General features: G+C 48.8%; 17 protein-coding genes, 3 tRNA genes, 3 rRNA genes and 1 pseudogene. 13 read left to right on the plus strand and 11 right to left on the minus strand.

Annotated features, from left to right (window positions below; translation table 11 throughout):
* Positions 1-32: 32 nt before the first annotated feature.
* The 7 genes from aspA (at position 33) to HV041_RS18115 (ending at position 7314) form a co-directional block, all read left to right on the plus strand.
* A complete protein-coding gene (gene aspA, locus HV041_RS18085; protein ID WP_048212919.1) occupies positions 33-1469 on the plus strand; it encodes an aspartate ammonia-lyase in 1437 nt (478 codons plus the stop codon).
* Positions 1470-1584: 115 nt separating this feature from the next.
* Entirely contained in the window at positions 1585-2886 is a 1302-nt protein-coding gene (dcuA, locus tag HV041_RS18090) for an anaerobic C4-dicarboxylate transporter DcuA (protein WP_003830670.1), read from the plus strand.
* A gap of 125 nt (positions 2887-3011) precedes the next feature.
* The gene (gene cutA, locus HV041_RS18095; RefSeq protein ID WP_003025447.1) at positions 3012-3359 is read left to right on the plus strand and encodes a divalent cation tolerance protein CutA; all 348 of its coding nucleotides are present in this window, start codon (positions 3012-3014) and stop codon (positions 3357-3359) included.
* Positions 3335-5044: a protein-disulfide reductase DsbD gene (locus HV041_RS18100; protein ID WP_121585362.1), complete on the plus strand. Its 1710-nt coding sequence runs from the start codon at positions 3335-3337 to the stop codon at positions 5042-5044. Before cutA ends, HV041_RS18100 begins: the two co-directional genes overlap by 25 nt.
* A gap of 36 nt (positions 5045-5080) precedes the next feature.
* Entirely contained in the window at positions 5081-5656 is a 576-nt protein-coding gene (locus tag HV041_RS18105; RefSeq protein ID WP_101743244.1) for a transcriptional regulator, read from the plus strand.
* A 160-nt stretch (positions 5657-5816) separates the two neighbouring features.
* Positions 5817-5892 (plus strand) — tRNA-Phe (locus HV041_RS18110).
* Positions 5893-6051: 159 nt separating this feature from the next.
* A complete protein-coding gene (locus HV041_RS18115; RefSeq protein ID WP_121585361.1) occupies positions 6052-7314 on the plus strand; it encodes an integrase arm-type DNA-binding domain-containing protein in 1263 nt (420 codons plus the stop codon).
* Between the two features lie 281 nt (positions 7315-7595).
* Here the strand turns inward: HV041_RS18115 and HV041_RS18120 are convergent, their stop codons facing one another.
* On the minus strand, positions 7596-8477 hold the full coding sequence (locus HV041_RS18120; RefSeq protein ID WP_121585360.1) for an integrase domain-containing protein: 882 nt from the start codon (positions 8475-8477) through the stop codon (positions 7596-7598).
* A gap of 330 nt (positions 8478-8807) precedes the next feature.
* Between HV041_RS18120 and HV041_RS18125 the strand changes: the two genes are divergently transcribed.
* Complete coding sequence (locus tag HV041_RS18125; RefSeq protein WP_153070219.1) at positions 8808-9041, plus strand: hypothetical protein; 234 nt, start codon at positions 8808-8810, stop codon at positions 9039-9041.
* Positions 9042-9266: 225 nt separating this feature from the next.
* Here the strand turns inward: HV041_RS18125 and HV041_RS18130 are convergent, their stop codons facing one another.
* Together HV041_RS18130 and HV041_RS18135 are read right to left on the minus strand one after the other, a co-directional pair.
* Entirely contained in the window at positions 9267-9494 is a 228-nt protein-coding gene (locus tag HV041_RS18130; protein ID WP_121585522.1) for a helix-turn-helix transcriptional regulator, read from the minus strand.
* Between the two features lie 2 nt (positions 9495-9496).
* Positions 9497-9958, minus strand: a complete 462-nt coding sequence (locus tag HV041_RS18135) for a hypothetical protein (RefSeq protein WP_220471087.1) — start codon at positions 9956-9958, stop codon at positions 9497-9499.
* 518 nt (positions 9959-10476) lie between these two features.
* Between HV041_RS18135 and HV041_RS18140 the strand changes: the two genes are divergently transcribed.
* Together HV041_RS18140 and HV041_RS18145 are read left to right on the plus strand one after the other, a co-directional pair.
* On the plus strand, positions 10477-12387 hold the full coding sequence (locus HV041_RS18140) for a hypothetical protein (RefSeq protein WP_121585359.1): 1911 nt from the start codon (positions 10477-10479) through the stop codon (positions 12385-12387).
* Complete coding sequence (locus tag HV041_RS18145; RefSeq protein WP_121585358.1) at positions 12384-14225, plus strand: hypothetical protein; 1842 nt, start codon at positions 12384-12386, stop codon at positions 14223-14225. Before HV041_RS18140 ends, HV041_RS18145 begins: the two co-directional genes overlap by 4 nt.
* Here HV041_RS18145 and HV041_RS18150 read toward each other — a convergent pair.
* The 3 genes from HV041_RS18150 to HV041_RS18160 form a co-directional block, all read right to left on the minus strand.
* Positions 14212-14910, minus strand: a complete 699-nt coding sequence (locus tag HV041_RS18150) for a hypothetical protein (RefSeq protein WP_121585357.1) — start codon at positions 14908-14910, stop codon at positions 14212-14214. The two genes, HV041_RS18145 and HV041_RS18150, sit on opposite strands and share 14 nt — an antisense overlap.
* A 61-nt stretch (positions 14911-14971) precedes the next feature.
* Positions 14972-15466, minus strand: coding sequence for a GNAT family N-acetyltransferase (locus tag HV041_RS18155; RefSeq protein ID WP_121585356.1), 495 nt, complete (start codon positions 15464-15466; stop codon positions 14972-14974).
* The gene (locus tag HV041_RS18160; protein WP_121585355.1) at positions 15463-15756 is read right to left on the minus strand and encodes a DUF1778 domain-containing protein; all 294 of its coding nucleotides are present in this window, start codon (positions 15754-15756) and stop codon (positions 15463-15465) included. The genes HV041_RS18155 and HV041_RS18160 overlap by 4 nt, the downstream gene beginning before the upstream one ends.
* Positions 15757-16326: 570 nt before the next feature.
* Between HV041_RS18160 and HV041_RS18165 the strand changes: the two are divergent.
* Positions 16327-16500, plus strand: a pseudogene (locus HV041_RS18165) (molybdopterin-guanine dinucleotide biosynthesis protein B); the annotation flags it as partial.
* A 161-nt stretch (positions 16501-16661) separates the two neighbouring features.
* Here HV041_RS18165 and rrf read toward each other — a convergent pair.
* From rrf to HV041_RS18190, 5 genes are all read right to left on the minus strand, one after another.
* Positions 16662-16777: ribosomal RNA gene (rrf, locus tag HV041_RS18170) — 5S ribosomal RNA — on the minus strand.
* A gap of 99 nt (positions 16778-16876) precedes the next feature.
* Positions 16877-19783: ribosomal RNA gene (locus tag HV041_RS18175) — 23S ribosomal RNA — on the minus strand.
* A 206-nt stretch (positions 19784-19989) separates the two neighbouring features.
* Positions 19990-20065: transfer RNA gene (locus HV041_RS18180), tRNA-Ala, on the minus strand.
* Positions 20066-20170: 105 nt separating this feature from the next.
* A tRNA-Ile gene (locus tag HV041_RS18185) sits at positions 20171-20247 on the minus strand.
* Positions 20248-20318: 71 nt separating this feature from the next.
* Positions 20319-21860, minus strand: a 16S ribosomal RNA gene (locus HV041_RS18190).
* The 16S, 23S and 5S rRNA genes sit together here with 2 tRNA genes alongside, the layout of an rRNA operon.
* 614 nt (positions 21861-22474) lie before the next feature.
* On the opposite strand from HV041_RS18190, the gene HV041_RS18195 reads away from it, so the two are divergent.
* Both HV041_RS18195 and dcuR read left to right on the plus strand, forming a co-directional pair.
* Positions 22475-24106: a sensor histidine kinase gene (locus HV041_RS18195; RefSeq protein WP_048213859.1), complete on the plus strand. Its 1632-nt coding sequence runs from the start codon at positions 22475-22477 to the stop codon at positions 24104-24106.
* Positions 24103-24822 carry a two-component system response regulator DcuR gene (dcuR, locus tag HV041_RS18200; protein WP_048213860.1) on the plus strand — a complete coding sequence of 240 codons (720 nt, stop codon included), beginning with the start codon at positions 24103-24105 and terminating at the stop codon, positions 24820-24822. Before HV041_RS18195 ends, dcuR begins: the two co-directional genes overlap by 4 nt.
* Positions 24823-25219 lie beyond the last annotated feature (397 nt).

Here is a 25219-nt window from a genome sequence, read left to right on the forward strand (position 1 = left end):
AAATCATTGGCAGCTTGAAAAAGAAGGTTCACATGTTAAACAACATTCGTATCGAAGAAGACTTGTTGGGTACCAGGGAAGTTCCAGCGGACGCTTACTATGGTGTCCACACTCTGAGAGCGATTGAAAACTTCTACATTAGCAACAACAAAATCAGTGACATTCCTGAATTTGTTCGCGGCATGGTAATGGTTAAAAAGGCAGCGGCACTGGCCAACAAAGAGCTGCAAACTATTCCTAAGAGCGTGGCAAATGCCATCATCGCGGCGTGTGATGAAGTCCTGAATAACGGAAAATGCATGGATCAGTTCCCGGTAGATGTTTACCAGGGTGGTGCGGGTACCTCCGTCAACATGAACACCAACGAAGTGCTGGCCAATATCGGTCTGGAACTGATGGGTCACCAGAAAGGTGAATATCAGTACCTGAACCCGAACGACCACGTCAACAAATGTCAGTCTACCAACGACGCTTACCCGACCGGTTTCCGTATCGCTGTTTACGCATCCATCATCAAACTGATTGATGCTCTGAACCAACTGCGTGAAGGCTTCGAGCAAAAAGCTGTTGAATTCCAGGACATCCTGAAAATGGGTCGTACCCAGCTGCAGGATGCTGTACCGATGACCCTCGGTCAGGAATTCCGTGCTTTCAGCGTACTGTTGAAAGAAGAAGTAAAAAACATTGGCCGTACCGCTGAGCTGCTGCTGGAGGTTAACCTCGGCGCAACTGCAATCGGTACGGGTCTGAACACACCGAAAGAGTACTCTCCGCTGGCAGTGCAAAAACTGGCTGAAGTGACCGGTTTCGCCTGCGTTCCTGCAGAAGACCTGATTGAAGCCACCTCCGACTGCGGCGCATACGTTATGGTGCACGGTGCACTGAAACGTCTGGCTGTGAAAATGTCCAAAATCTGTAACGACCTGCGTTTGCTCTCCTCTGGCCCACGTGCCGGCCTGAATGAGATCAACCTGCCGGAACTGCAGGCGGGCTCTTCCATCATGCCAGCAAAAGTGAACCCGGTTGTTCCAGAAGTTGTAAACCAGGTGTGCTTTAAAGTCATCGGTAACGACGTCACTGTTACCATGGCATCTGAAGCAGGTCAGCTGCAGCTGAACGTAATGGAACCTGTTATCGGCCAGGCAATGTTCGAATCTATCCACATTCTGAGCAATGCTTGCTACAACCTGCTGGAAAAATGCGTTAGCGGCATCACTGCTAACAAAGAAGTGTGTGAAGCATTCGTTTATAACTCCATCGGTATCGTCACCTACCTCAACCCGTTCATCGGTCACCACAACGGCGATATCGTCGGTAAAATTTGTGCCGAAACCGGTAAGAGCGTGCGTGAAGTTGTCCTGGAGCGCGGTCTGTTGACCGAGGCAGAACTGGACGATATCTTCTCTGCACAGAACCTGATGCACCCGGCTTATAAAGCAAAACGTTATACTGATGAAAGCGAACAGTAATCGTGTAGGGTAGTACCAGAGAGGGCACGTCATGATGACGTGCCTTTTTTCTTGCACCAAGTTACTTAAAAACAACAATTTAATATCAACTTGTTAAACAACAAGGAAGGCTAATATGATAGTTTTAGAACTTATCATCGTTTTGCTGGCAATCTTTTTGGGTGCCAGACTTGGGGGTATCGGTATTGGATTTGCAGGTGGGCTGGGTGTTCTGGTTCTCGCCGCTATTGGCGTAAAACCGGGTAATATTCCGTTCGATGTTATTTCCATTATCATGGCGGTTATCGCTGCTATCTCCGCCATGCAGATTGCCGGTGGTCTGGACTATCTGGTCCATCAAACTGAAAAACTGCTGCGTAAGAACCCGAAATACATCACAATCCTTGCACCGATCGTGACCTATTTCCTGACTATCTTTGCCGGTACCGGCAACATCTCTCTGGCAACGCTGCCAGTTATTGCTGAAGTCGCGAAGGAGCAAGGGATCAAACCTTGCCGTCCGCTCTCTACCGCAGTGGTTTCTGCACAGATTGCTATTACCGCATCACCTATCTCAGCGGCCGTGGTTTACATGTCTTCCGTCATGGAAGGTCATGGTATCAGCTACATTCACCTGCTGTCAGTGGTCATTCCGTCTACCCTGCTGGCCGTTCTGGTGATGTCCTTCCTGGTCACCGCACTGTTCAACTCCAAACTGTCTGACGACCCGATTTATCGTAAGCGTCTGGAAGAAGGTCTGGTTGAACTGCGCGGTGAAAGACAAGTTGAAATCAAAGCTGGCGCGAAAACCTCCGTTTGGTTGTTCCTGCTGGGCGTAGTTTGTGTTGTCGTTTACGCCATCGTCAACAGCCCAAGCCTTGGCCTGGTCGCTAAACCGCTGATGAACACCACCAACGCCATTCTGATCATCATGTTGAGCATCGCGACGCTGACGACAATCATCTGCCGCGTTGAAACTGACTCCATCCTGAACTCCAGCACCTTCAAAGCCGGTATGAGCGCCTGTATTTGTATCCTGGGTGTTGCATGGCTGGGTGATACCTTCGTATCTCACAACATTGACTGGATCAAAGATACTGCAGGTAGCGTAATTCAGGGTCATCCGTGGCTGCTGGCTGTCATCTTCTTCTTTGCTTCTGCTCTGCTGTATTCTCAGGCTGCAACGGCTAAAGCACTGATGCCGATGGCTCTGGCACTGAACGTTTCTCCACTGACCGCTGTAGCGTCTTTCGCTGCGGTTTCTGGCCTGTTCATTCTGCCTACCTACCCAACTCTGGTTGCGGCGGTTCAGATGGATGACACCGGTACTACCCGTATCGGTAAATTCGTCTTTAACCATCCGTTCTTCATCCCGGGTACTCTGGGTGTGGTTCTGGCTGTCTGCTTCGGCTTCTTGCTGGGTAGCTTCATGCTGTAAGTTTTACCTGCGGGGTGCTTAGGCATCCCGCAGTACCTCCCCGCCTCGCTTTAACTAACATCCTTCCCTCGTCCGTTGTATAGTTACCGTTCTCTTGCTGGTTACTCTGTTCTTTCGAGGTGTTTATGCTTGATGTTAAGAGTCAGGATATCTCCATCCCCGATACCGTTGTGGTGCTCTGTACCGCCCCGGATGAAGCAACCGCCCAGGATCTGGCTGCAAAAGTACTGGCAGAAAAACTGGCCGCCTGCGTGACGCTGCTGCCCGGTGCAACGTCTCTCTATTATTGGGAGGGTAAGCTGGAGCAGGAATATGAAGTCCAGATGATTTTAAAAACTACCGTCACGCACCAGCAAGCGCTTCTCGATTGCCTGAAGTCTCATCATCCATATCAAACCCCTGAACTTCTGGTTTTACCCGTCACTCACGGAGACTTTGATTACCGCTCATGGCTCAACGCATCCTTACGCTGATCCTGCTGCTATGCAGCACATCCACTTTTGCCGGATTATTTGATTCGCCTGGCCGCTCGCAGTTTGTCCCTGCCGACCGGGCATTTATTTTTGATTTTCAGCAAAACCAACATGACCTGAACTTCTCATGGCAGGTAAAAGACGGCTACTACCTGTACCGCAAACAGATAAGCATTACACCGTCTCAGGCTGATATTGCCGAAGTAAAGCTACCGCCAGGCGTCTGGCATGAAGATGAGTTTTACGGCAAAAGTGAAATTTACCGTAAGCAGTTGAACGTTCCGGTAACGATCAATCAGGCCGCATCTGGTGCAACGCTGACCGTTACTTACCAGGGCTGTGCCGATGCCGGATTTTGCTATCCGCCGGAAACCAAAACCGTTCCACTCAGTGAAGTCATGGCTCGTACAGATGCGACGCCTACACCAACGCCTGATACAGTCGCCCCGGAAAAACAATCACAGCCAGCCGCCCAACTCCCCTTTTCCGCACTGTGGGCATTGCTGATCGGGATTGGCATTGCCTTTACCCCCTGTGTATTGCCGATGTATCCACTGATTTCCGGGATCGTACTCGGCGGTAAACAACGCTTATCAACCGGGCGGGCTCTGCTGCTGACCTTTATCTACATACAGGGAATGGCGCTCACCTATACCGCGCTGGGTCTGGTCGTTGCGGCTGCCGGGCTACAGTTTCAGGCCGCGCTACAGCATCCCTATGTATTGATTGGGCTTGCCATTGTCTTTACGCTGCTGGCTCTGTCGATGTTTGGCCTGTTCACGCTGCAGCTCCCTTCATCGTTGCAGACGCGTCTCACATTGATGAGCAACCGCCAGCAAGGCGGCTCTCCTGGTAGCGTCTTTGCGATGGGAGCGATTGCTGGCCTCATCTGTTCCCCTTGCACCACAGCCCCGCTAAGCGCGATTTTGCTGTATATCGCTCAGAGCGGGAACATGTGGCTGGGAGGCAGTACGCTGTATCTGTACGCACTGGGGATGGGATTACCCCTGATGCTGATTACCGTATTTGGTAACCGCCTGCTGCCGAAAAGTGGCCCATGGATGGAACATGTCAAAACCGCTTTTGGTTTCGTCATCCTTGCGCTTCCCGTCTTTTTACTCGAACGCATTATTGGCGACGAATGGGGCATTCGCTTATGGTCACTGTTAGGCGTCGCGTTCTTTGGCTGGGCGTTCATCACCAGCCTGCAGGCAAAGCACGCCTGGATGCGTATCGTGCAGATTGTCCTGTTTGCCGCAGCACTGGTATGCGTGCGTCCACTGCAAGACTGGGCGTTCGGCGCGCCGCATACTCAAACCCAGGCACACCTTAACTTCACGCCGGTGGCATCGGTAGATGCGTTAAATCAAGCGCTGGAGCAAGCTAAAGGCAGGCCAGTCATGCTGGATCTGTATGCCGACTGGTGTGTAGCCTGTAAGGAATTTGAAAAGTACACGTTCAGTAATCCGCAGGTTCAGCAAGCGCTAGGCAACACGGTGCTGTTGCAAGCTGATGTGACAGCAAACAATGCCCAGGATGTCGCTCTGCTGAAACACCTACAGGTTTTAGGTTTGCCGACTATCTTGTTCTTTGATGCCGAGGGAAAAGAGCATCCGGAGGCCCGGGTAACGGGTTTTATGGATGCCGCGACCTTCAGCGCACATTTGCGCGATCGCCAACCGTGAGCGACACTTGCAACAGGAAATACGGAGGAGAATACCGTGCAACGTGAAGATGTCCTGGGAGAAGCCCTGAAATTACTTGAGGTTCAAGGGATAGCCAATACCACACTGGAAATGGTGGCAGAGCATGTCAATTATCCACTTGATGAACTGCAACGCTTCTGGCCTGATAAAGAGGCCATTCTGTACGATGCCTTGCGTTACCTCAGTCAACGGGTGGATATCTGGCGGCGTCAGCTTTTGCTGGATGACACGCTGAGCGCTGAGCAGAAACTACTGGCACGCTATAACGCGCTGTCCGAATGCGTGAGTAATAATCGCTATCCAGGCTGCCTGTTCATCGCTGCCTGCACGTTTTACCCCGATCCAGGCCATCCTGTCCATCAGTTGGCCGATCAACAGAAAAAAGCTGCACATGACTTCACCCATGAGCTGCTGACGACGCTGGAAGTTGATGACCCGGCAATGGTCGCCAAACAGATGGAACTGGTGCTGGAGGGCTGCCTGAGTCGCATGCTGGTTAATCGCAGCCATGCTGATGTAGAAACAGCACATCGTCTGGCCGAAGATATCCTGCGTTTTGCTCAGTGTCGTATGGGCGGGGCGCTGACCTAAGCGCACAATGCTTATTGGAGAGCGCGAGACTGGGGCACCTCCCTATTTTGTTCAATCTTCAGGCACAAATGCGTAGATTGCCGCAATATTAAGCGGTTGAACGGTTTTCCCCGAAATTTAATTGACTGACCGACGTGAATACGGTTTAATGCGCCCCGTTGCCCGGATAGCTCAGTCGGTAGAGCAGGGGATTGAAAATCCCCGTGTCCTTGGTTCGATTCCGAGTCCGGGCACCACCTTTCCTTTTTTATGCTTCCCAGCAAGTTCCAGCACGTAGGAAATTCAACAGGTTAGCGTAAAAATCTTTCCCGATACGTTTTGGTTTTTCCCTATGTATCCGGAAAATTTGGGGTCAGATTACGGGTCTTTCAGTTCGATGAAACGGAGAGACCCCTATGGCCCTGACCGACAGTAAAATCCGCGCTGCTAAACCCCTCGACAAATCTTATAAGCTCACCGATTCGCAAGGTCTGTACCTGACGGTATCCGCCAGCGGTTCTAAGCTCTGGTATTTTCGTTACCGCTTCGACGGTAAGGAAAGCCGTCTGGCCTTTGGCCCCTATCCGCAAATTACGCTGGCGGAGGCCCGCGAGAAGCGCGATGCGGCGCGTAAACTTCTGGCATCCCGGATCTGCCCTTCTCAGTTGCGTAAACCCGAAAAAGAGAGCGTGGATGAAACCCGCACGTTTCAGTACATCGCCTCTGCGTGGCATTCCAGTTGTCTGAAGCTCTGGTCGGAAAGCCACGCCGATAAAATCCTCATCTGCCTGAAGCGCTACGTATTCCCCGATATCGACGCGATGGATATCGCGAAAATTGAAACCCGCCATCTGGCGCAGCTGGTTAAGGCCATTGACGATAAAGGCGTGCATGACGTCGCCGGGCGGGTGAAACAGCATCTGACCAAAATCATGCGCTATGCCGTGCAGCAGGGGATTATCAAATATAACCCGGCTTACGATCTGGATGGCGTCGTGACCCCAACAGTGACCCAACATCACCCCTCGCTGCCCCTGAAACGCCTGCCGGAGCTGCTGGACAAGATTAATGGCTACAAGGGGCGGAAGCTGACCCGTCTGGCACTTGAGCTGAATCTGCACGTCTTCCTGCGCTCCAGTGAACTGCGCCTTGCCCGCTGGGATGAGTTCAACCTGAAAGCCCGTATCTGGACGGTGCCAGCAAAGCGGGAAGCGGTGAAGGACGTGCGGTTTTCCGAGCGTGGCGCAAAGATGAAGGATGAGCATCTGGTGCCGTTATCGGCGCAGGCCGTCGTCCTGCTGGAGCAGATTAAGGAAATTACCGGAGAGTCGGTATTTGTCTTTGCGGGTGCGCATTCGATGAACAAACCGATGAGTGAAAACACCATCAACAAAGCACTACGGGTAATTGGCTACGACACCAAAACCGAGGTTTGCGGTCATGGTTTCAGAACAATGGCCTGTAGCGCCCTGAACGAGTCCGCACTGTGGTCGAAGGACGCCATCGAGCGTCAGATGAGCCACAAGGAGCGCAACGGCGTGCGGGCGGCGTATGTACATAAAGCGGAGCATCTGGAGGCCCGTATGGAGATGATGCAGTGGTGGTCGGATTATCTGGACGTGAGCCGCGAAGGGTATGTCGCGCCATATATTTATGCGCGGCGGCATAAGGCGGCCTGAACCAGTAACGGCGTAATTCGTCTGTAATGAAACGGCAGATCCCGAATTGAGCGGATCTGCTGTTTGTCTGCATCAGGCTCCAGCGTCGCCCTTTAGCCCTTTCCGGTCAGGGCCATTCCCCTTAATTCCCTTATTTTCCTGCCTTTTATGAAAGCCTGTGCCTTTTCATCTGTGGAGAATCAATCGGAAATCGGGCAAAAAATTGCCGCCCGGCAAAATTCTGGATGATTTCCTCTTAATCACGCCGGATCAAACGGTCTAACCTGCCAGCCTGCCCCGGTTTACTCCTCCATGCCCCGCCCGTACACCTGCCGGATATAGCGCCCGCGCCCGTCGCCGTGGCCCAGATCGGTGGAGACCTGCGCCAGCGCTTCTTTTGGGCTGAGTCCCTGCGCCAGCCAGTAACGCAGTGCGTCCTGCGCCCACGCGTAGCGCAGGCTGTGCGGGGCGTATTCGCCCGTAAGATCGCAACGGCGTGCCTGATTATGCCAGTCGTTCATGGCAGTTTTCAGGTCTGCCGCATCCATCAGCCTGCCGTTGCGGGCGGTGGCAATCTCAAGCGTCCGATCCACTGCCTGCCTGACGGCCTGCGGATCTAACACGGTGGTGACGCGTGGCCGCCCGCCTTTGGTGCCGAACACGATCCGTAACTGTTGCTCTCCGTCTGCCAGCGCCCGCTGCCACGTTTTGAGTGACTGTGCGCTCTGCACCGCCTCCTGCGAGCGTAACCCCATCAGTCGCGCCAGCGTCAGGGCTGCCGCAAAACCCGGATCTGCCGCCTGCGCTTTTTGCAGCGCTGCCTGATAAACGTGTCCGGGGATGGCCTGCTTTGTGCCGTCGCGGGTGGCGTCCGCCAGCCCCAGCACCCGGTTGCTGAGCCGTTCATCCGAGGTCAGTTTATCGCGCCCGGCCTGTTGCAGGACGGCGCGCAGCGCTGCCATCTCGTTTTGCAGCGTGCGTTTGCCGATCCCCTGCGCCAGTCGGTGCTGAATATAGCCCTCGATATGCCGCGCTTTGAGATGCGCCACCTGTTTACTCTGGATATTCAGCGCCAGCAGGTGCTGGCAGAAGCGCTGCGCGATCGCCATGCGGTCGTGGACGGTTTTGTAGCTGCCGCCTGCCTGCTTCGCCAGCGTGGCCATCTGTTGCGCCAGTTTTCCCATCGCTTTCCCCTGTTAAAAAAGCCTGTTTTAAGAATGGAACACGTTCCCTGGAGCGGCGGCGGGCGGCCTTCTGGCCGGAATGATATCTGTGCGCCGGGGCGGGCGTAGTTGAGGTATGGCGGGGAACGGTTGGGCATTCAATGCCGCCGCCTGCGTGGGCAGGTGCTCCCCCGGATCGGTCGATCCGCCTTGATATCATTCATTTCTGGCCTTCGCTGGCCCGGTTCCTGTTGTCCTGTGAGTGGATCTCGTGATGGTGATGTTCTCCTTTTTTGGGTGCGTCAGATTGTTGCCGTCGCTGCCGGTTGGCGTGGATAAAGGGCTGTCGTGGTGGAGGCTTGCGACGTCACTTTGTTGCTCTGCGCAACGAAAGTGACGCGCCGGGTGGTGCAGCGTTTTGACGATCGGGTTCTGGTGCAGTTTTATGGTCACGCGGCAGCAAGCGCCTTACGGCGATGCAGGCCGCTGCCCGTCTGCGTTAAGGGTACGGGTGCAGTATGTCAGACGATGTTACGCAGTAACGATAAGCTGTGGCAGGTGAAGCGTGGCCTCAACCGTTCGTAAGAACGACCCGGCATTTTCAGCGGTACAGCCGGTAGGGGGGCCATTCCTGAGGGTTCAGGTGCTTCTTTCAGGCCGGAAGCGCAGGCGTTGTCAGCGACAACGGGTTGCGGGGGAAACGTTACAGAAAGGTGATAGGTGCTGAAAGGGGAAACCGGTTTTACGTCTGAAAGATTTTCTCCCGATCTTCCGCAGGCAAAATGCCTGCGGAAGATCGGGAGAGCCGGTTTATCTCTGGCGCAGCTCCGGCATGCGGTAGCGGGAAGGCCAGATTTGCTCTGGCGCAACGTCCAGCGCGTCGGCGATCAATCTCTCGCCTTTGGGCCAGTGCCTTATCAGCGCATTTGCCAGCGTGGAGGACGCCAGTCCCGAGCGGCGGGAAACGGCTGACAGCGACGTTCCCCGCTTTTTCAGCGCCGCGATAATGTCGGCGGAATGCCAGTCCGGTGGCATCATGCTCATGCCGCCACCCCATCAATAAACTTTACGCCATCAGGAGTGCGCAGCCAGCGCGGGGCTTTCATTTCCGCCGCGAAGTAGTTGATCAGGTCATACAGCAGCCAGCTAAGGAATTTCTCTGTTTCAGAAGAAAATCCCTGCCCCGCCAGAGTCTGCGTCAGGGCAAGGCAGTAGTTGCAAAGTTCTGTGCATTCAGGTCCAAATTGAGGGGCATTTACGGGGAGGGTATCAACGGTCAGGCTTTCAACAAGATGGGGCGGGACAGGTTCTAACAATGTGGGCTGAAGCAACGTCAGAGCGGTGTTGAGTCTGCCGCAGAGCGCCATTTTTAACGCGATATCTTTACTTTCAATCAGGGTTTCGGCGAAATTTTCGCAGTGGCTGGCAAGGACGGTGAAATCCGTGGCGGCATTGAAAGGAACAGCGAGTAACGGGTGTGTTTGAGTGGGGATCGTAGCCATAGTGGCAGCCTCTTTGTGTGATTTTGCAAACCTCACCAGACCGCTGCTAAACGGGGTGGTGAGACGTAACAGGGTTAGCAGACCGGCCACAAAGAAACCGGCGAGCGCGAACGCTCCCCCGCTACGCCCCACCATGATATGGGCATAACTCGGTTTATTACGGACACAAAAAAACCGCATTACATAATGAGCGGCTGTCCGCTTTGTGGTTCAGGCTGCTAAACCCGGCACCTGATGTTGCAGGCGCGGATTAAGGATACTGCGATTGGTGATAAGCGGCAAGAAAATTACTGGAAGGCAGTTCGCAGAAAATAAAAAACCTCGCTGGTGAGGCAAGGTGTTCTTTATTCTCTCGCTCTTGAGCTACGCATGAGGGTCTGAGCAGCGATGTATGAATAAGGCATCCTGATATGATGTCGGTTTATACTGACAGATAATAGTAGGTCAGCTACGATTTTTCTGGTATAAAACAGAGGGTTGTAATTCACACATAATCCGGCTACACCGGAGGTGTGATAATGAAAAACAGTATTGTTCAAAATATAGCTCATAAGTTGTTCCTTGAAAGAACTGGCTCACTGGAGCATGAACTAACAGAAAAGGAATTTACTCTTTTATCAGAAGAAGAATCAGATGATTATTATTTAAAAGATAATAAATTAATTTTCTCATCTTATGAAAATCGAGACAAATATATTGTCAGACATTATTGCTCCACAATAAACTTTAGTGATGCAGATATAAAAGAAAAGATACTTAACGTATCTTTTGATATATATACCACAGGATTAAGGGGCGATAATTCGACTGCGGGATTATTCCTCAGCCAATACGAAGGTAAAATAGACATCTGGGATATGTTAACCACATCCACTCGCAGTCATTACGAAACCACCTCACTGGCTGACCAGTTCCTGAAGCATACTAACAATATAGAAACGAAAGTGATTTTTCATTTTTCCTCTGAAATTTACAACAAATTCAATGGCTATATTGGTACTTTTTCTTTATTTTCAGACAGATTATATGAAGATACATCAAAATGTCATGAGATAATTAAAGAATTTTATCTTGATATAAAACAGGAAGTTCTGTTCCTTTATAATATTTCCCTATTCGCTCTACAAAAACATGACTATTCATCTGCGATTGATATTCTCCTCGGTGATATAGAAAAAAATGACATCATCCTGTCTCCTCAAGCATTGTGGATACTTGGCAGATTTGTAGAAAGAAATAATATAGAATATCGTAATAATGAAATAAAATCAGCCATTAAAGGCAAGATTGCTTCTCCGGTTACAGATATTTCTAATGCTGCTATACAAGCGACCGTAAACACAATAGAAAAAATACCTGAATTTTGTCAAATTATCCATAAGTTACTTAAGGATAATCATATAAAGGCAACAGCATTGCTTTGCCAAAGAATAGCAACAGCTAAAAATTTACAATCTCATGCTGACTTTCCCGACTGGATAAATACCATTTGTATTAACTCAGGAGATGATATCGAACTCAGAGGGCTAATTTTTCATATTTTATCATCAATTACTGAAGATGAAACCAAACATCAGCTATTGATTAGTTGTCTATTTGTAATGATAAAGAATGGTTCTATAGTAAGAAAATCTCAGGAAATAGATAATTTTTTATATAATGCCACAAAATCCAGTGAGTTAACGAATAAAATTTTCACATTAGCACTCATTGATGACATTCCCGAAATCGCTGAATTTTCGCGATTACTATCCACATATTTAATGGTTAATAATAGCGACCATTTATTAAGTTATAGTCTTGCCATTATTAACGATTTTACAGAAAGAGATTTTATTTTTCTGGTGCGAAGAACTCTGGGTTTTATCTCTAATGAAAAACATTTAATGTCGTCGATATTATCATTACTGAATGTCGATAACGCAAATAAAAGAACCGATAATCTTGTATTATCGGTCATATCAAATGAAATAGCCACAGACTATCCAAACTATGTTATTGATGTAATAAGAGAATGCAAAAATAAAATCAGGAACAAGAAAAACCGGACGTTGAAAATATATGACGATATACTTGCCCATACGGAAGACTATCTGAATTCGCTAAAAAAATACCCATGGAGAAAAGAGTTCGAACCGCCTTCAGCATATGTACTGTCCTTTCAAAAAGAACGGGATAAAGTCATGGCTAAAAATCAAGAGATCAGTAATGAGGATTCATTTTTATCTAAAATAGCTACCCGCATTCCACTAAAAGCAGGAATAGCCTCTTTCCATTACAATGATCACTTTAATACCGGCTATGGTGAACCGTCGTACCTTCATCCATTTTCGAGTAGCTATTCTCTCCCGCGAAGGCATGTTATGGACAATGTTGGCTATGAAATACGTACGGTAATGTTCAAGACAGCAAAAAGGGATACAATATGAAGGTATTAATTTCTCAATATATTCGAACATTGAAAGAGAGAAATGAACTCGACAGACTATTGCCTAATTTATTATTATCAATGGATATCGTCCCTCTATTTACTACACAAACGGGCACAAGACAATATGGTGTCGATATTGCTGCAATAGGTAAAGATCCTGACGATGGAGAAAAAAAGCTATTTATATTTGTAATTAAACAGAAAGATCTAGGTAGATCTGAATGGGATTCTGGACCACAATCCATAAGACAGAGTTTAAATGAAGTTTTTGATGTTTATCTTAGAAATCATTTACAACCAAAACACAAAAAGTTGCCAAAGAAAATCATATTATCCACCAGCGGTGATATGAAAGAAGAAATAAATCAAAACTGGGCCGGATATCTTGATGATAATAAATCCTATGAGTTTGATTTCTGGGGAGCAGATAAACTTTCCACTTTTATTGAAAAATACATGTTAAATGAACATATATTTAACGACATTGACAGAACCGATTTAAGAAAATCGCTATCATTGATTAGTGAAAATGATTATTCACGAATTGATTTCCATCGATTACTACTACGAACACTGATGCTTGATAATGAAGGAAAAAAAATTAAAGAAATCAAGAAAGCAGAACTGGAGAAGTCAATCCGCACCAGCTATCTCGCGACGAATATATTAGCTTACTGGGCGATACAGGATGGCAACACCAAACAAGCTTTATTTGTATCCGAACGATGCCTGCTATGGGTATGGCACCGTATCAATCTTGAAAAGGATCCGAAAAAATACTTCCCTGCATTTGAAGTTATATGGCAAGGTTATATTAACATTTCTGCTGAATATTTTTCAAAACTTCAACCTTATTTTCATGAAAAATATCTTCTTTCTTTATACTCAACTGAAAGTTCACTGGTTAATATAACTGTATTTGAACATATTGGTATACTTGCAACTCTCGGATTAAATAATTTTCTCCTTGCACTTAGAAAAGATAATAATGAAGAAGCACTTCACATTCATAATGCCGATATCGTTGCCGATAGCTTGTGTGCATTAATCATAAACAATCCCGCATCTGGTTCGCCACGTCTTGATGAGAATGTCATTGAAATTACTCTGGGATTAATATTTCTTTCTCTGATGGGGAGAAATGACACTATCGAAAAGTGGCTTAGAGAACTAATTTCGAGGCTGGACTATGTACTCAGGATTGGACGAGAACATCCAATATCAACAGACTCTATTGACGATCTTATCAGCATGGAATGCAATAGCGACGATACATATTTAAAAGAAAAAACAACAAGCATGTCCTGGATGATTCCCACCTTAATGGGATGGTGTGTGATACTGGAAAAAGAAGAAGGATATTGTGCATTATTAACGGGCATAAAAGAATCATATACTAAAATGTGCTCTCAGCTATGGCATCCAACGAATGATCTTTATACACATCTTTACTTTCATCCTGCACAATCCTTCACTGGTGAGACTGAGGCACCAATAACATTCCCGGATAATATGAATGATTATAAAAGCAGAATAGATGAGTTGCGGGAAAACGAACGATATAATATTTTCAAAGAATCAAGTGCGGTACAGGCAGGTTTAACTATACTCGATTTCATTGCCTGCCGACACTTTAGAACACCTGTACCCGCTGTTCTTTGGTACGGAATGAAAAAAAACAGAGTGATAACTGACGTTTTTTTTGGTTTTATATCACTCCTCACCAATGGGCGGAATCTTAAAGCCCATTGGTACCTTTTGAGGTATCTTTTGATTCATCATGATGTTGCCTGCTCCAGCTGGAAGTATTCTTTACTCAATTCTAAAGAGTTCTAATCCAGAGCGTCTGCTTAAGCAGGGATAGCTGGTATTTATACCGTTCAGTCGCTAATTTTAAAGCAATTGCGCCAAGAGACATACCAAAAATTAATGCCCAGACAAACCCCAGCAAGGCATCAGCATAGCCAGAAAAACCACCCTCCCAGCGGAACACCGAAAAACTAACATTCCACCCGAAAAGTTCTTTCATAAACGGAACCGAAAATGCCAGTAACGCAAATACCGCTGTTTTCTCACCAAAGAAGACTTTGACACGATTTTCATTCGCAGTAATTTTTTTCATCAACTGAAATTCAGCATACTGGAGTTCATTTTCTTCATAGCGGCTCAATGCGGCTACATGCCCTTCATCTTCCTGAACTTCCTTCAGAAAACGAGTCAAAGTCATTGTTTTCCATTTAAATAGACCGAATAACATCAATGCTGGTTCAACCAATAGAGTAAATATTCCACTCAGCATCATTAAAATGAAGAAAAATTTGCTCACCAGAATGAATAACTTCTCAGGAAAAAATGCGTAGACCCCAAGAGGGAGTAACATTAACAGCAGTAAAATAAAACTAACGATCAATCCACGTAAAGAGAGTCTTTTAGCCAGAAGCTCTAATGGATCTGCCTGATTTGATGTAGTGCGCTCGCAACGATTCAAATATCCCAGTATTTCATCAACCCGATACAACATTTCTATTCCCCGAGTAACTTTATCTAAGCACAGAATTTAATGCAGAATGGTAGAAATATATTTACTGAAAACTCCCCACCAAATCCCCCAACGTCACCATCAGCATCATTGAATCCATCGGAGACGGCTCAAACCCCACCCGCAGGTAGAACTCCCGCGCTTCATCAGACAATGCGTGAACCAGCATCCCGCGAATGCCGATAGTCTCCGCCACCTGAATCACCCGTAGTCCGGCATCTCGCACCAGCGCTCGCCCGATGCCCCGACCACGCAGAGATTGATCTACGGCCAGACGTCCCAGCACCACAACCGGGATCGGGTCAGGCATATTGCGGCGAAAACGTCCGGGGGCGGTGTTTGTTGTTACAGCGCTGGACGCCAGCGAGTAATACGCCAGTACCTTAGAATTATTGTCGCAGCAAACAAAGGTACGGGATGCGCCTGTGACCTGATTTTTCATCGCCCGCTGTTTCAGCCAGTTATCCATAGAATCCACGCCGCAGCAAAATGAAGTCAAAACATGCCCGGCGTGGAGAGGCTCAGGAGCGGAAATCATTTATTCTGTTCCCACGGCGCAGGGGTCTGCATGGTTTTACGCAGTGCCTCATTAGGTGCAGGAGCCTGATCGAGGCGGGCGAGAAATGCCTGATAAGCATCGGGATCGGCCATAATGATACGCTGTTCAATCAACGTTTCCTCTGCGGCTGCGCGAGCGGCTTCCAGCACGAAATCCGTGCGATTTTTTCCTCTGGCCTTCGCTGCCCGATCGATAAGATCGCGCTCGGCAGGTTTGATGCGCAGGTTAAGTGTTTCGCGCTTTATAGACAGGCTATTTGCGGCTGGCATGGTGTTATCCTCCGGTGTGTTTCTGAATAATAATCATACACCATTCGTAACGCCAATGTCATTACGATGATGTAGAGGGAATCGTACCAAAGGATCGAACTGCACGTTCTCTTATATATTTTTCTCACTTCTTTGATTTAACGAGGGAAATATGGGTCTAACCACGGGTCTTGACAATTTGAGAGAAACAGATTTATGAGGAAATTCAACTTACTAGATAACTGAAAGTTCTCGAGTCCGGCACCACTATTTAAAGAACCCAGCCTATGGCTGGGTTTTTGCTTTTATAGCCTCTGATCTTTCTAAAGCAATCACAACCCCTCTCCCCCCATCTCACCACGTAAACCCAACATCGATACAAAACTGTTAGATTCAACAATAGGACAGGACTTAAGAGGACGACCGTACCCGCTACTGAAACTGGTGCTCGGGTAATGATGTAGACAGTTGTAGGCCGAATAAGGCAGGATGCCGCATCTGGCGGTTTTCACCCCACCCGGACGCAAAAAAGCCCGTCCGTCAGGATGGGCTTCTTCACTTATCTGAGGCCTGGCAGTTTATGGCGGTGCCGCTAAGATCCTGCTCTTTCGTGAAGGTTGCGGGCACAGTCCTGAAGAATTGGTGATAGACGAATATGTTATCGCGGTTGCCAGTGAAGTTCCGCTGGCAGTGGATGTTCCATTGCTAGATATCAACGACATACAGCAACTTACTGAGTTTGTTACGCAATGGGTAAGACAGTAACTGTGGTATTGCCTGCTTGCCTGATGCGCTACGCTTATCAGGCCTACAAAATACATTCAGCTGTAGGCCGGATAAGGCGGGACGCTGCATCCGGCGGTTTTTACCCCGCACAGACGCAAAAAAGCCCATCCGTCAGGATGGGCTTCTTCACTTTAATTAATGCCTGGCAGTTCCCTACTCTCGCATGGGGAGACCCCACACTACCATCGGCGCTACGGCGTTTCACTTCTGAGTTCGGCATGGGGTCAGGTGGGACCACCGCGCTACAGCCGCCAGGCAAATTCTGTTTATCAACACACCTCTTGGGCATGTCGATGTAATCTGTAATCAAGCTGAAATCGATGTCTGTCTTTCGCCAAAACACCTTCGGCGTTGTAAGGTTAAGCCTCACGGTTCATTAGTATCGGTTAGCTCAATGTATCGCTACACTTACACACCCGACCTATCAACGTCATCGTCTTCAACGTTCCTTCAGGAGACTTATAGTCTCAGGGAGAACTCATCTCGGGGCAAGTTTCGTGCTTAGATGCTTTCAGCACTTATCTCTTCCGCATTTAGCTACCGGGCAATGCCATTGGCATGACAACCCGAACACCAGTGATGCGTCCACTCCGGTCCTCTCGTACTAGGAGCAGCCCCCCTCAATTCTCCAGCGCCCACGGCAGATAGGGACCGAACTGTCTCACGACGTTCTAAACCCAGCTCGCGTACCACTTTAAATGGCGAACAGCCATACCCTTGGGACCTACTTCAGCCCCAGGATGTGATGAGCCGACATCGAGGTGCCAAACACCGCCGTCGATATGAACTCTTGGGCGGTATCAGCCTGTTATCCCCGGAGTACCTTTTATCCGTTGAGCGATGGCCCTTCCATTCAGAACCACCGGATCACTAAGACCTGCTTTCGCACCTGCTCGAGCCGTCACTCTCGCAGTCAAGCTAGCTTATGCCTTTGCACTAACCTCCTGATGTCCGACCAGGATTAGCTAACCTTCGTGCTCCTCCGTTACTCTTTAGGAGGAGACCGCCCCAGTCAAACTACCCACCAGACACTGTCCGCAACCCGGATTACGGGTCCACGTTAGAACACCAGCCATTAAAGGGTGGTATTTCAAGGTTGGCTCCATGCAGACTGGCGTCCACACTTCAAAGCCTCCCACCTATCCTACACATCAAGGACCAGTGTTCAGTGTCAAGCTATAGTAAAGGTTCACGGGGTCTTTCCGTCTTGCCGCGGGTACACTGCATCTTCACAGCGAGTTCAATTTCACTGAGTCTCGGGTGGAGACAGCCTGGCCATCATTACGCCATTCGTGCAGGTCGGAACTTACCCGACAAGGAATTTCGCTACCTTAGGACCGTTATAGTTACGGCCGCCGTTTACCGGGGCTTCGATCAAGAGCTTCTCCTTACGGATAACCCCATCAATTAACCTTCCGGCACCGGGCAGGCGTCACACCGTATACGTCCACTTTCGTGTTTGCACAGTGCTGTGTTTTTAATAAACAGTTGCAGCCAGCTGGTATCTTCGACTGATTTCAGCTCCATGAGTAAATCACTTCACCTACATATCAGCGTGCCTTCTCCCGAAGTTACGGCACCATTTTGCCTAGTTCCTTCACCCGAGTTCTCTCAAGCGCCTTGGTATTCTCTACCTGACCACCTGTGTCGGTTTGGGGTACGATTTCGTGTTACCTGATGCTTAGAGGCTTTTCCTGGAAGCAGGGCATTTGTTACTTCAGCACCGTAGTGCCTCGTCATCACACCTCAGCGTTAGTAGTGTTCCGGATTTACCTAAAACACCCGCCTACATGCTTAAACCGGGACAACCGTCGCCCGGCTAACATAGCCTTCTCCGTCCCCCCTTCGCAGTAACACCAAGTACAGGAATATTAACCTGTTTCCCATCGACTACGCCTTTCGGCCTCGCCTTAGGGGTCGACTCACCCTGCCCCGATTAACGTTGGACAGGAACCCTTGGTCTTCCGGCGTGCGGGTTTTTCACCCGCATTATCGTTACTTATGTCAGCATTCGCACTTCTGATACCTCCAGCATGCCTCACGACACACCTTCAACGGCTTACAGAACGCTCCCCTACCCAACAACACATAGTGTCGCTGCCGCAGCTTCGGTGCACAGTTTAGCCCCGTTACATCTTCCGCGCAGGCCGACTCGACCAGTGAGCTATTACGCTTTCTTTAAATGATGGCTGCTTCTAAGCCAACATCCTGGCTGTCTGTGCCTTCCCACATCGTTTCCCACTTAACTGTGACTTTGGGACCTTAGCTGGCGGTCTGGGTTGTTTCCCTCTTCACGACGGACGTTAGCACCCGCCGTGTGTCTCCCGTGATAACATTCTTCGGTATTCGCAGTTTGCATCGGGTTGGTAAGTCGGGATGACCCCCTAGCCGAAACAGTGCTCTACCCCCGAAGATGAGTTCACGAGGCGCTACCTAAATAGCTTTCGGGGAGAACCAGCTATCTCCCGGTTTGATTGGCCTTTCACCCCCAGCCACAAGTCATCCGCTAATTTTTCAACATTAGTCGGTTCGGTCCTCCAGTTAGTGTTACCCAACCTTCAACCTGCCCATGGCTAGATCACCGGGTTTCGGGTCTATACCCTGCAACTTAACGCCCAGTTAAGACTCGGTTTCCCTTCGGCTCCCCTATTCGGTTAACCTTGCTACAGAATATAAGTCGCTGACCCATTATACAAAAGGTACGCAGTCACCCCATAAAGAGGCTCCCACTGCTTGTACGTACACGGTTTCAGGTTCTTTTTCACTCCCCTCGCCGGGGTTCTTTTCGCCTTTCCCTCACGGTACTGGTTCACTATCGGTCAGTCAGGAGTATTTAGCCTTGGAGGATGGTCCCCCCATATTCAGACAGGATACCACGTGTCCCGCCCTACTCTTCGAGTTCACAACCTGTGCATTTTGGTGTACGGGACTATCACCCTGTACCGTCGGACTTTCCAGACCGTTCCACTAACACACAAGCTGATTCAGACTCTGGGCTGCTCCCCGTTCGCTCGCCGCTACTGGGGGAATCTCGGTTGATTTCTTTTCCTCGGGGTACTTAGATGTTTCAGTTCCCCCGGTTCGCTTCATTACGCTATGGATTCACGTAATGATAGTGTGACGAATCACACTGGGTTTCCCCATTCGGAAATCGCCGGTTATAACGGTTCATATCACCTTACCGACGCTTATCGCAGATTAGCACGTCCTTCATCGCCTCTGACTGCCAGGGCATCCACCGTGTACGCTTAGTCGCTTAACCTCACAACCCGAAGATGTTTCGTAAAACACCACCGTGTTGCGAAAATTTGAGAGACTCGAACACACCGCTTATCTGTTCTTATTACGGAGAACAGACACAGTGTGTCGTTTCAATTTTCAGCTTGATCCAGATTTTTAAAGAGCAAAACTTCGCAGTGAACCTTTTCAGGTACACTCTGAAGTTTTCTTGGTTTTTTGCAGTAAAGATGGTGGAGCTATGCGGGATCGAACCGCAGACCTCCTGCGTGCAAAGCAGGCGCTCTCCCAGCTGAGCTATAGCCCCATCGTAGTTATCTCATTCACCTTAATTCTTGCTGAGACAAGGCGTGGAGCGGCGAAGCATACTGAAGTATGCGAGTCGTTTCACAACGCGGTATCAGAAAGAATTTGGTAGGCCTGAGTGGACTTGAACCACCGACCTCACCCTTATCAGGGGTGCGCTCTAACCACCTGAGCTACAAGCCTGCAGAGATTTTCTTACTGCTAATTTTCATCAGACAATCTGTGTGAGCACTACAAAGAACGCTTCTTTAAGGTAAGGAGGTGATCCAACCGCAGGTTCCCCTACGGTTACCTTGTTACGACTTCACCCCAGTCATGAATCACAAAGTGGTAAGCGCCCTCCCGAAGGTTAAGCTACCTACTTCTTTTGCAACCCACTCCCATGGTGTGACGGGCGGTGTGTACAAGGCCCGGGAACGTATTCACCGTGGCATTCTGATCCACGATTACTAGCGATTCCGACTTCATGGAGTCGAGTTGCAGACTCCAATCCGGACTACGACGCACTTTATGAGGTCCGCTTGCTCTCGCGAGGTCGCTTCTCTTTGTATGCGCCATTGTAGCACGTGTGTAGCCCTACTCGTAAGGGCCATGATGACTTGACGTCATCCCCACCTTCCTCCAGTTTATCACTGGCAGTCTCCTTTGAGTTCCCGGCCGAACCGCTGGCAACAAAGGATAAGGGTTGCGCTCGTTGCGGGACTTAACCCAACATTTCACAACACGAGCTGACGACAGCCATGCAGCACCTGTCTCAGAGTTCCCGAAGGCACCAATCCATCTCTGGAAAGTTCTCTGGATGTCAAGAGTAGGTAAGGTTCTTCGCGTTGCATCGAATTAAACCACATGCTCCACCGCTTGTGCGGGCCCCCGTCAATTCATTTGAGTTTTAACCTTGCGGCCGTACTCCCCAGGCGGTCGACTTAACGCGTTAGCTCCGGAAGCCACGCCTCAAGGGCACAACCTCCAAGTCGACATCGTTTACGGCGTGGACTACCAGGGTATCTAATCCTGTTTGCTCCCCACGCTTTCGCACCTGAGCGTCAGTCTTTGTCCAGGGGGCCGCCTTCGCCACCGGTATTCCTCCAGATCTCTACGCATTTCACCGCTACACCTGGAATTCTACCCCCCTCTACAAGACTCTAGCCTGCCAGTTTCGGATGCAGTTCCCAGGTTGAGCCCGGGGATTTCACATCCGACTTGACAGACCGCCTGCGTGCGCTTTACGCCCAGTAATTCCGATTAACGCTTGCACCCTCCGTATTACCGCGGCTGCTGGCACGGAGTTAGCCGGTGCTTCTTCTGCGAGTAACGTCAATTGCTAAGGTTATTAACCTCAACACCTTCCTCCTCGCTGAAAGTACTTTACAACCCGAAGGCCTTCTTCATACACGCGGCATGGCTGCATCAGGCTTGCGCCCATTGTGCAATATTCCCCACTGCTGCCTCCCGTAGGAGTCTGGACCGTGTCTCAGTTCCAGTGTGGCTGGTCATCCTCTCAGACCAGCTAGGGATCGTCGCCTAGGTGAGCCGTTACCCCACCTACTAGCTAATCCCATCTGGGCACATCCGATGGCAAGAGGCCCGAAGGTCCCCCTCTTTGGTCTTGCGACGTTATGCGGTATTAGCTACCGTTTCCAGTAGTTATCCCCCTCCATCGGGCAGTTTCCCAGACATTACTCACCCGTCCGCCACTCGTCACCCAAGGAGCAAGCTCCTCTGTGCTACCGTTCGACTTGCATGTGTTAGGCCTGCCGCCAGCGTTCAATCTGAGCCATGATCAAACTCTTCAATTTAAGTTTGATGCTCGTGAATTAAACTTCGTAATGAATTACGTATGTTCACTCAAGAGACTTGGTATTCATTTTCGTCTTGCGACGTTAAGAATCCGTATCTTCGAGTGCCCACACAGATTGTCTGATAAATTGTTAAAGAGCAGTTGCGACGCGCTTTAGCGCTCTGTCGCGAGGTGGCGTATATTACGCTTTCCTCTTTCAGAGTCAACCTCTTATTTTCAGGTTTTTCTCTTCAACCGAACCGGCTGTTTGCGTGAAGTGATTCACATCCGCCGTGTCGATGGAGGCGCATTATAGGGAGTTTCTCTCAGCCCGCAACCCTTAAATGACAGAAAAATGACTGACTGCTGCAATCCCCAGCAAAAGCCCGCCTTATACCCATTTACACACAGAGTTATCCACAAAGCCGTCAATATTTCCTGCATCACATCCCGGAAAAAGAAGAAACCAACATTGAATTCTCTTTTCTATATAGAAAGAAAATAACGGATGCCCGTTTTCTACTACATATATAAGAAGGGATGGCGGCGGGAATGCCCGGATCCCCTACTACCTTTGAATTACGTACCTCATCAGGCGATAATACCCGCACAAACAGTGATTCCAGGACTGCGATGAGACACCCTCTGCAACGAACGGCTATACGCAAACGCCCGATGAAACTCGGCACAACCGTGATCCTCATGGTCAGCGCGGTCCTCTTCTCTGTGCTACTCGTCGTTCATTTGATTTACTTCTCGCAAATCAGCAACACGACACGTGATGCCTTAGCAGACAAAGCGCTTGCGGTCGCGCGAACGTTGGCAAACTCTCCTGAAATCCGCGAGGGGCTCAAGAAAAAGCCTGAGGACAGCGGCATCCAGGCAATTGCTCAAGCGGTAAATAAGCGCAACGATTTTTTATTCATCGTTGTCACGGATATGAAAAGCATTCGTTATTCGCACCCTGAAGCACAACGTATCGGCCAACCGTTTAAAGGCGACGATATCCTGTTGGCGTTACAGGGCAAAGAGAACGTTGCCATTAATCGCGGCTTTCTGGCTAAAGCGCTACGCGTTTTCACCCCCATTTATGACGATCATCACCAGCAGATTGGGGTTGTGTCGATCGGTCTCGAGTTAAGCAGGGTCACCGAACAGATCAATAACAGCCGCGGCAGTATCTTTTGGTCTATCTTATTTGGCGTTCTGGTTGGGTTACTAGGTACCTGGGTATTGGTGAAGGTTCTCAAACGCATTCTGTTTGGTCTGGAGCCTTATGAAATATCCAACCTGTTCGAACAGCGCCAGGCGATGCTGCACTCTATAAAGGAGGGGGTCATTGCCGTTGATGATAGTGGTGAAGTCACGCTAATAAACCAGGCCGCCCAGGAGCTATTGGATTACCGAAAGTCGCAGGATGATGCCCAACTCTCCACACTCAGCCATGCATGGTCTCAGGTAGTTGATCTTTCGCAGGTGCTACGTGATGGAACACCACGCCGCGATGAGGAGATCACGGTGAAGGACCGGCTGCTTTTAATCAACACCGTTCCAGTACTCAGCAATGGCAGAATCATCGGGGCAATTTCAACGTTCAGAGACAAGACGGAAGTCCGAAAACTCATGCAACGTCTGGACGGTATGGTTAACTATGCCGATGCACTTCGTGAACGATCCCACGAATTCATGAACAAGTTACACGTGATTCTGGGATTATTGCACCTGAAAAGTTATAAGCAGTTGGAAAATTATATCATTAAGACGGCCAACAATTATCAGGAAGAGATTGGCTCACTGTTAGGCAAAATAAAATCACCGGTGATCGCGGGCTTTTTACTCAGTAAGATTAATCGCACATCTGATTTAGGTCATAGTCTGATCATTAGTAATGAAAGCCAGTTGCCGGAAAATAGTAATGAAGATCAGGTGGCAGTGTTGATCACCGTGCTGGGTAATTTGATTGAAAACGCCCTGGAGGCGCTAGGTCAAGAACCGGGGGGTGAGATCAGCGTATCCTTACATTATCGACACGGCTGGTTGCATTGCGAAGTGAATGACGATGGTCCGGGGATCGCCCCCGAACGCATTGACCACATCTTTGAGAAGGGCGTCTCGTCAAAAGGAACCGAACGAGGCGTCGGTTTAGCACTTGTGAAACAGCAGGTTGAAAACGTTGGCGGCAATATTTCCGTCGAATCCGAACCTGGGGTCTTCACCCAATTTTTTGTACAGTTACCGTGGAATGGTGAGAGGGCCAGCAGATGATCAATGTCTTAATTGTCGATGACGATGCAATGGTAGCGGAGTTAAACCGCCGTTATGTCGCGCAGCTGTCTGGTTTTCATTGCTGCGGAACGGCCTCTACTCTCGAAAAAGCCAAAGAGATCATCTTTCATGGTGAACATCGTATTGACCTGATTCTACTGGATATTTATATGCAGAAAGAAAACGGTCTGGACCTGTTACCCATTCTGCACAGCGAAGGCTGTAAATGTGATGTCATCGTCATCTCCTCCGCCGCCGATGCGACAACCATTAAAGACTCACTCCACTACGGTGTCGTTGATTATCTGATCAAACCATTTCAGGCCTCACGCTTTGAAGAAGCCTTAACCAACTGGCTGCAGAAGAAAACGGATATGGAGAAGCATCAGTACTATGAACAGTCAGAGCTTGACCAACTGATTCATGGTAGCTCTTCCAGCGAGCAGGAAACGCGGCGCTTACCCAAGGGGCTGACACCACAAACGTTACGTACGCTGTGCCAGTGGATTGATGAGCACCAGGATCAGGAATTCTCCACGGATGAACTGGCGAACGAGGTCAATATCTCCCGGGTCTCATGCCGTAAATACCTTATCTGGCTCGTCAATTGTCATATCTTATTTACCAGTATCCATTATGGTGTTACTGGCCGACCAGTTTACCGCTACCGCGTTCAGGCTGAGCATTACTCATTACTTAAACAATACTGCCAATAAAACGCTCCCCCAGGGATTATTCGTTATATAAAAGTAACAATTATTAAAATAATGAAAAATCCCTTTTTATCCCGCTAAAGCAGATAAATAGTGAATTTGCGTTAGATCAAATATATTTGTATCAAACATGTTAAATTCATTATTTTGTTATTGATAAACATCACACTGTTTTTAATTTCAAAATCGCTAACAAAAGTTAATTAAGTATTAACTAACTCACAGAGTGTGTATTTTTACTCCTAAAGGATTAGTCTGAATTTCATCAGACATAAAAATCTAGACTGGTAGCAATGGAGACCATGCTACGTACTATGGACACCGTACATTTTTGTGAGCAAATAAACGTATCCGTACGCCAGACTCATTACCACATGACATGGCGTGACCGCGATCACAT

The organism is Citrobacter sp. RHBSTW-00029 (assembly GCF_014104295.1).
Taxonomy (GTDB): domain Bacteria; phylum Pseudomonadota; class Gammaproteobacteria; order Enterobacterales; family Enterobacteriaceae; genus Citrobacter; species Citrobacter youngae.

Bases quoted from the DNA above. Each gene is read 5' to 3' on its own strand.
- aspA (WP_048212919.1), top strand. From the start codon at position 33: ATGTTAAACAACATTCGTATCGAAGAAGACTTGTTGGGTACCAGGGAA.
- dcuA (WP_003830670.1), top strand. From the start codon at position 1,585: ATGATAGTTTTAGAACTTATCATCGTTTTGCTGGCAATCTTTTTGGGT.
- cutA (WP_003025447.1), top strand. From the start codon at position 3,012: ATGCTTGATGTTAAGAGTCAGGATATCTCCATCCCCGATACCGTTGTG.
- HV041_RS18100 (WP_121585362.1), top strand. From the start codon at position 3,335: ATGGCTCAACGCATCCTTACGCTGATCCTGCTGCTATGCAGCACATCC.
- HV041_RS18115 (WP_121585361.1), top strand. From the start codon at position 6,052: ATGGCCCTGACCGACAGTAAAATCCGCGCTGCTAAACCCCTCGACAAA.
- HV041_RS18120 (WP_121585360.1), bottom strand. From the start codon at position 8,477: ATGGGAAAACTGGCGCAACAGATGGCCACGCTGGCGAAGCAGGCAGGC.
- HV041_RS18130 (WP_121585522.1), bottom strand. From the start codon at position 9,494: ATGATGCCACCGGACTGGCATTCCGCCGACATTATCGCGGCGCTGAAA.
- HV041_RS18135 (WP_220471087.1), bottom strand. From the start codon at position 9,958: ATGGCTACGATCCCCACTCAAACACACCCGTTACTCGCTGTTCCTTTC.
- HV041_RS18140 (WP_121585359.1), top strand. From the start codon at position 10,477: ATGAAAAACAGTATTGTTCAAAATATAGCTCATAAGTTGTTCCTTGAA.
- HV041_RS18145 (WP_121585358.1), top strand. From the start codon at position 12,384: ATGAAGGTATTAATTTCTCAATATATTCGAACATTGAAAGAGAGAAAT.
- HV041_RS18150 (WP_121585357.1), bottom strand. From the start codon at position 14,910: ATGTTGTATCGGGTTGATGAAATACTGGGATATTTGAATCGTTGCGAG.
- HV041_RS18155 (WP_121585356.1), bottom strand. From the start codon at position 15,466: ATGATTTCCGCTCCTGAGCCTCTCCACGCCGGGCATGTTTTGACTTCA.
- HV041_RS18160 (WP_121585355.1), bottom strand. From the start codon at position 15,756: ATGCCAGCCGCAAATAGCCTGTCTATAAAGCGCGAAACACTTAACCTG.
- HV041_RS18195 (WP_048213859.1), top strand. From the start codon at position 22,475: ATGAGACACCCTCTGCAACGAACGGCTATACGCAAACGCCCGATGAAA.
- dcuR (WP_048213860.1), top strand. From the start codon at position 24,103: ATGATCAATGTCTTAATTGTCGATGACGATGCAATGGTAGCGGAGTTA.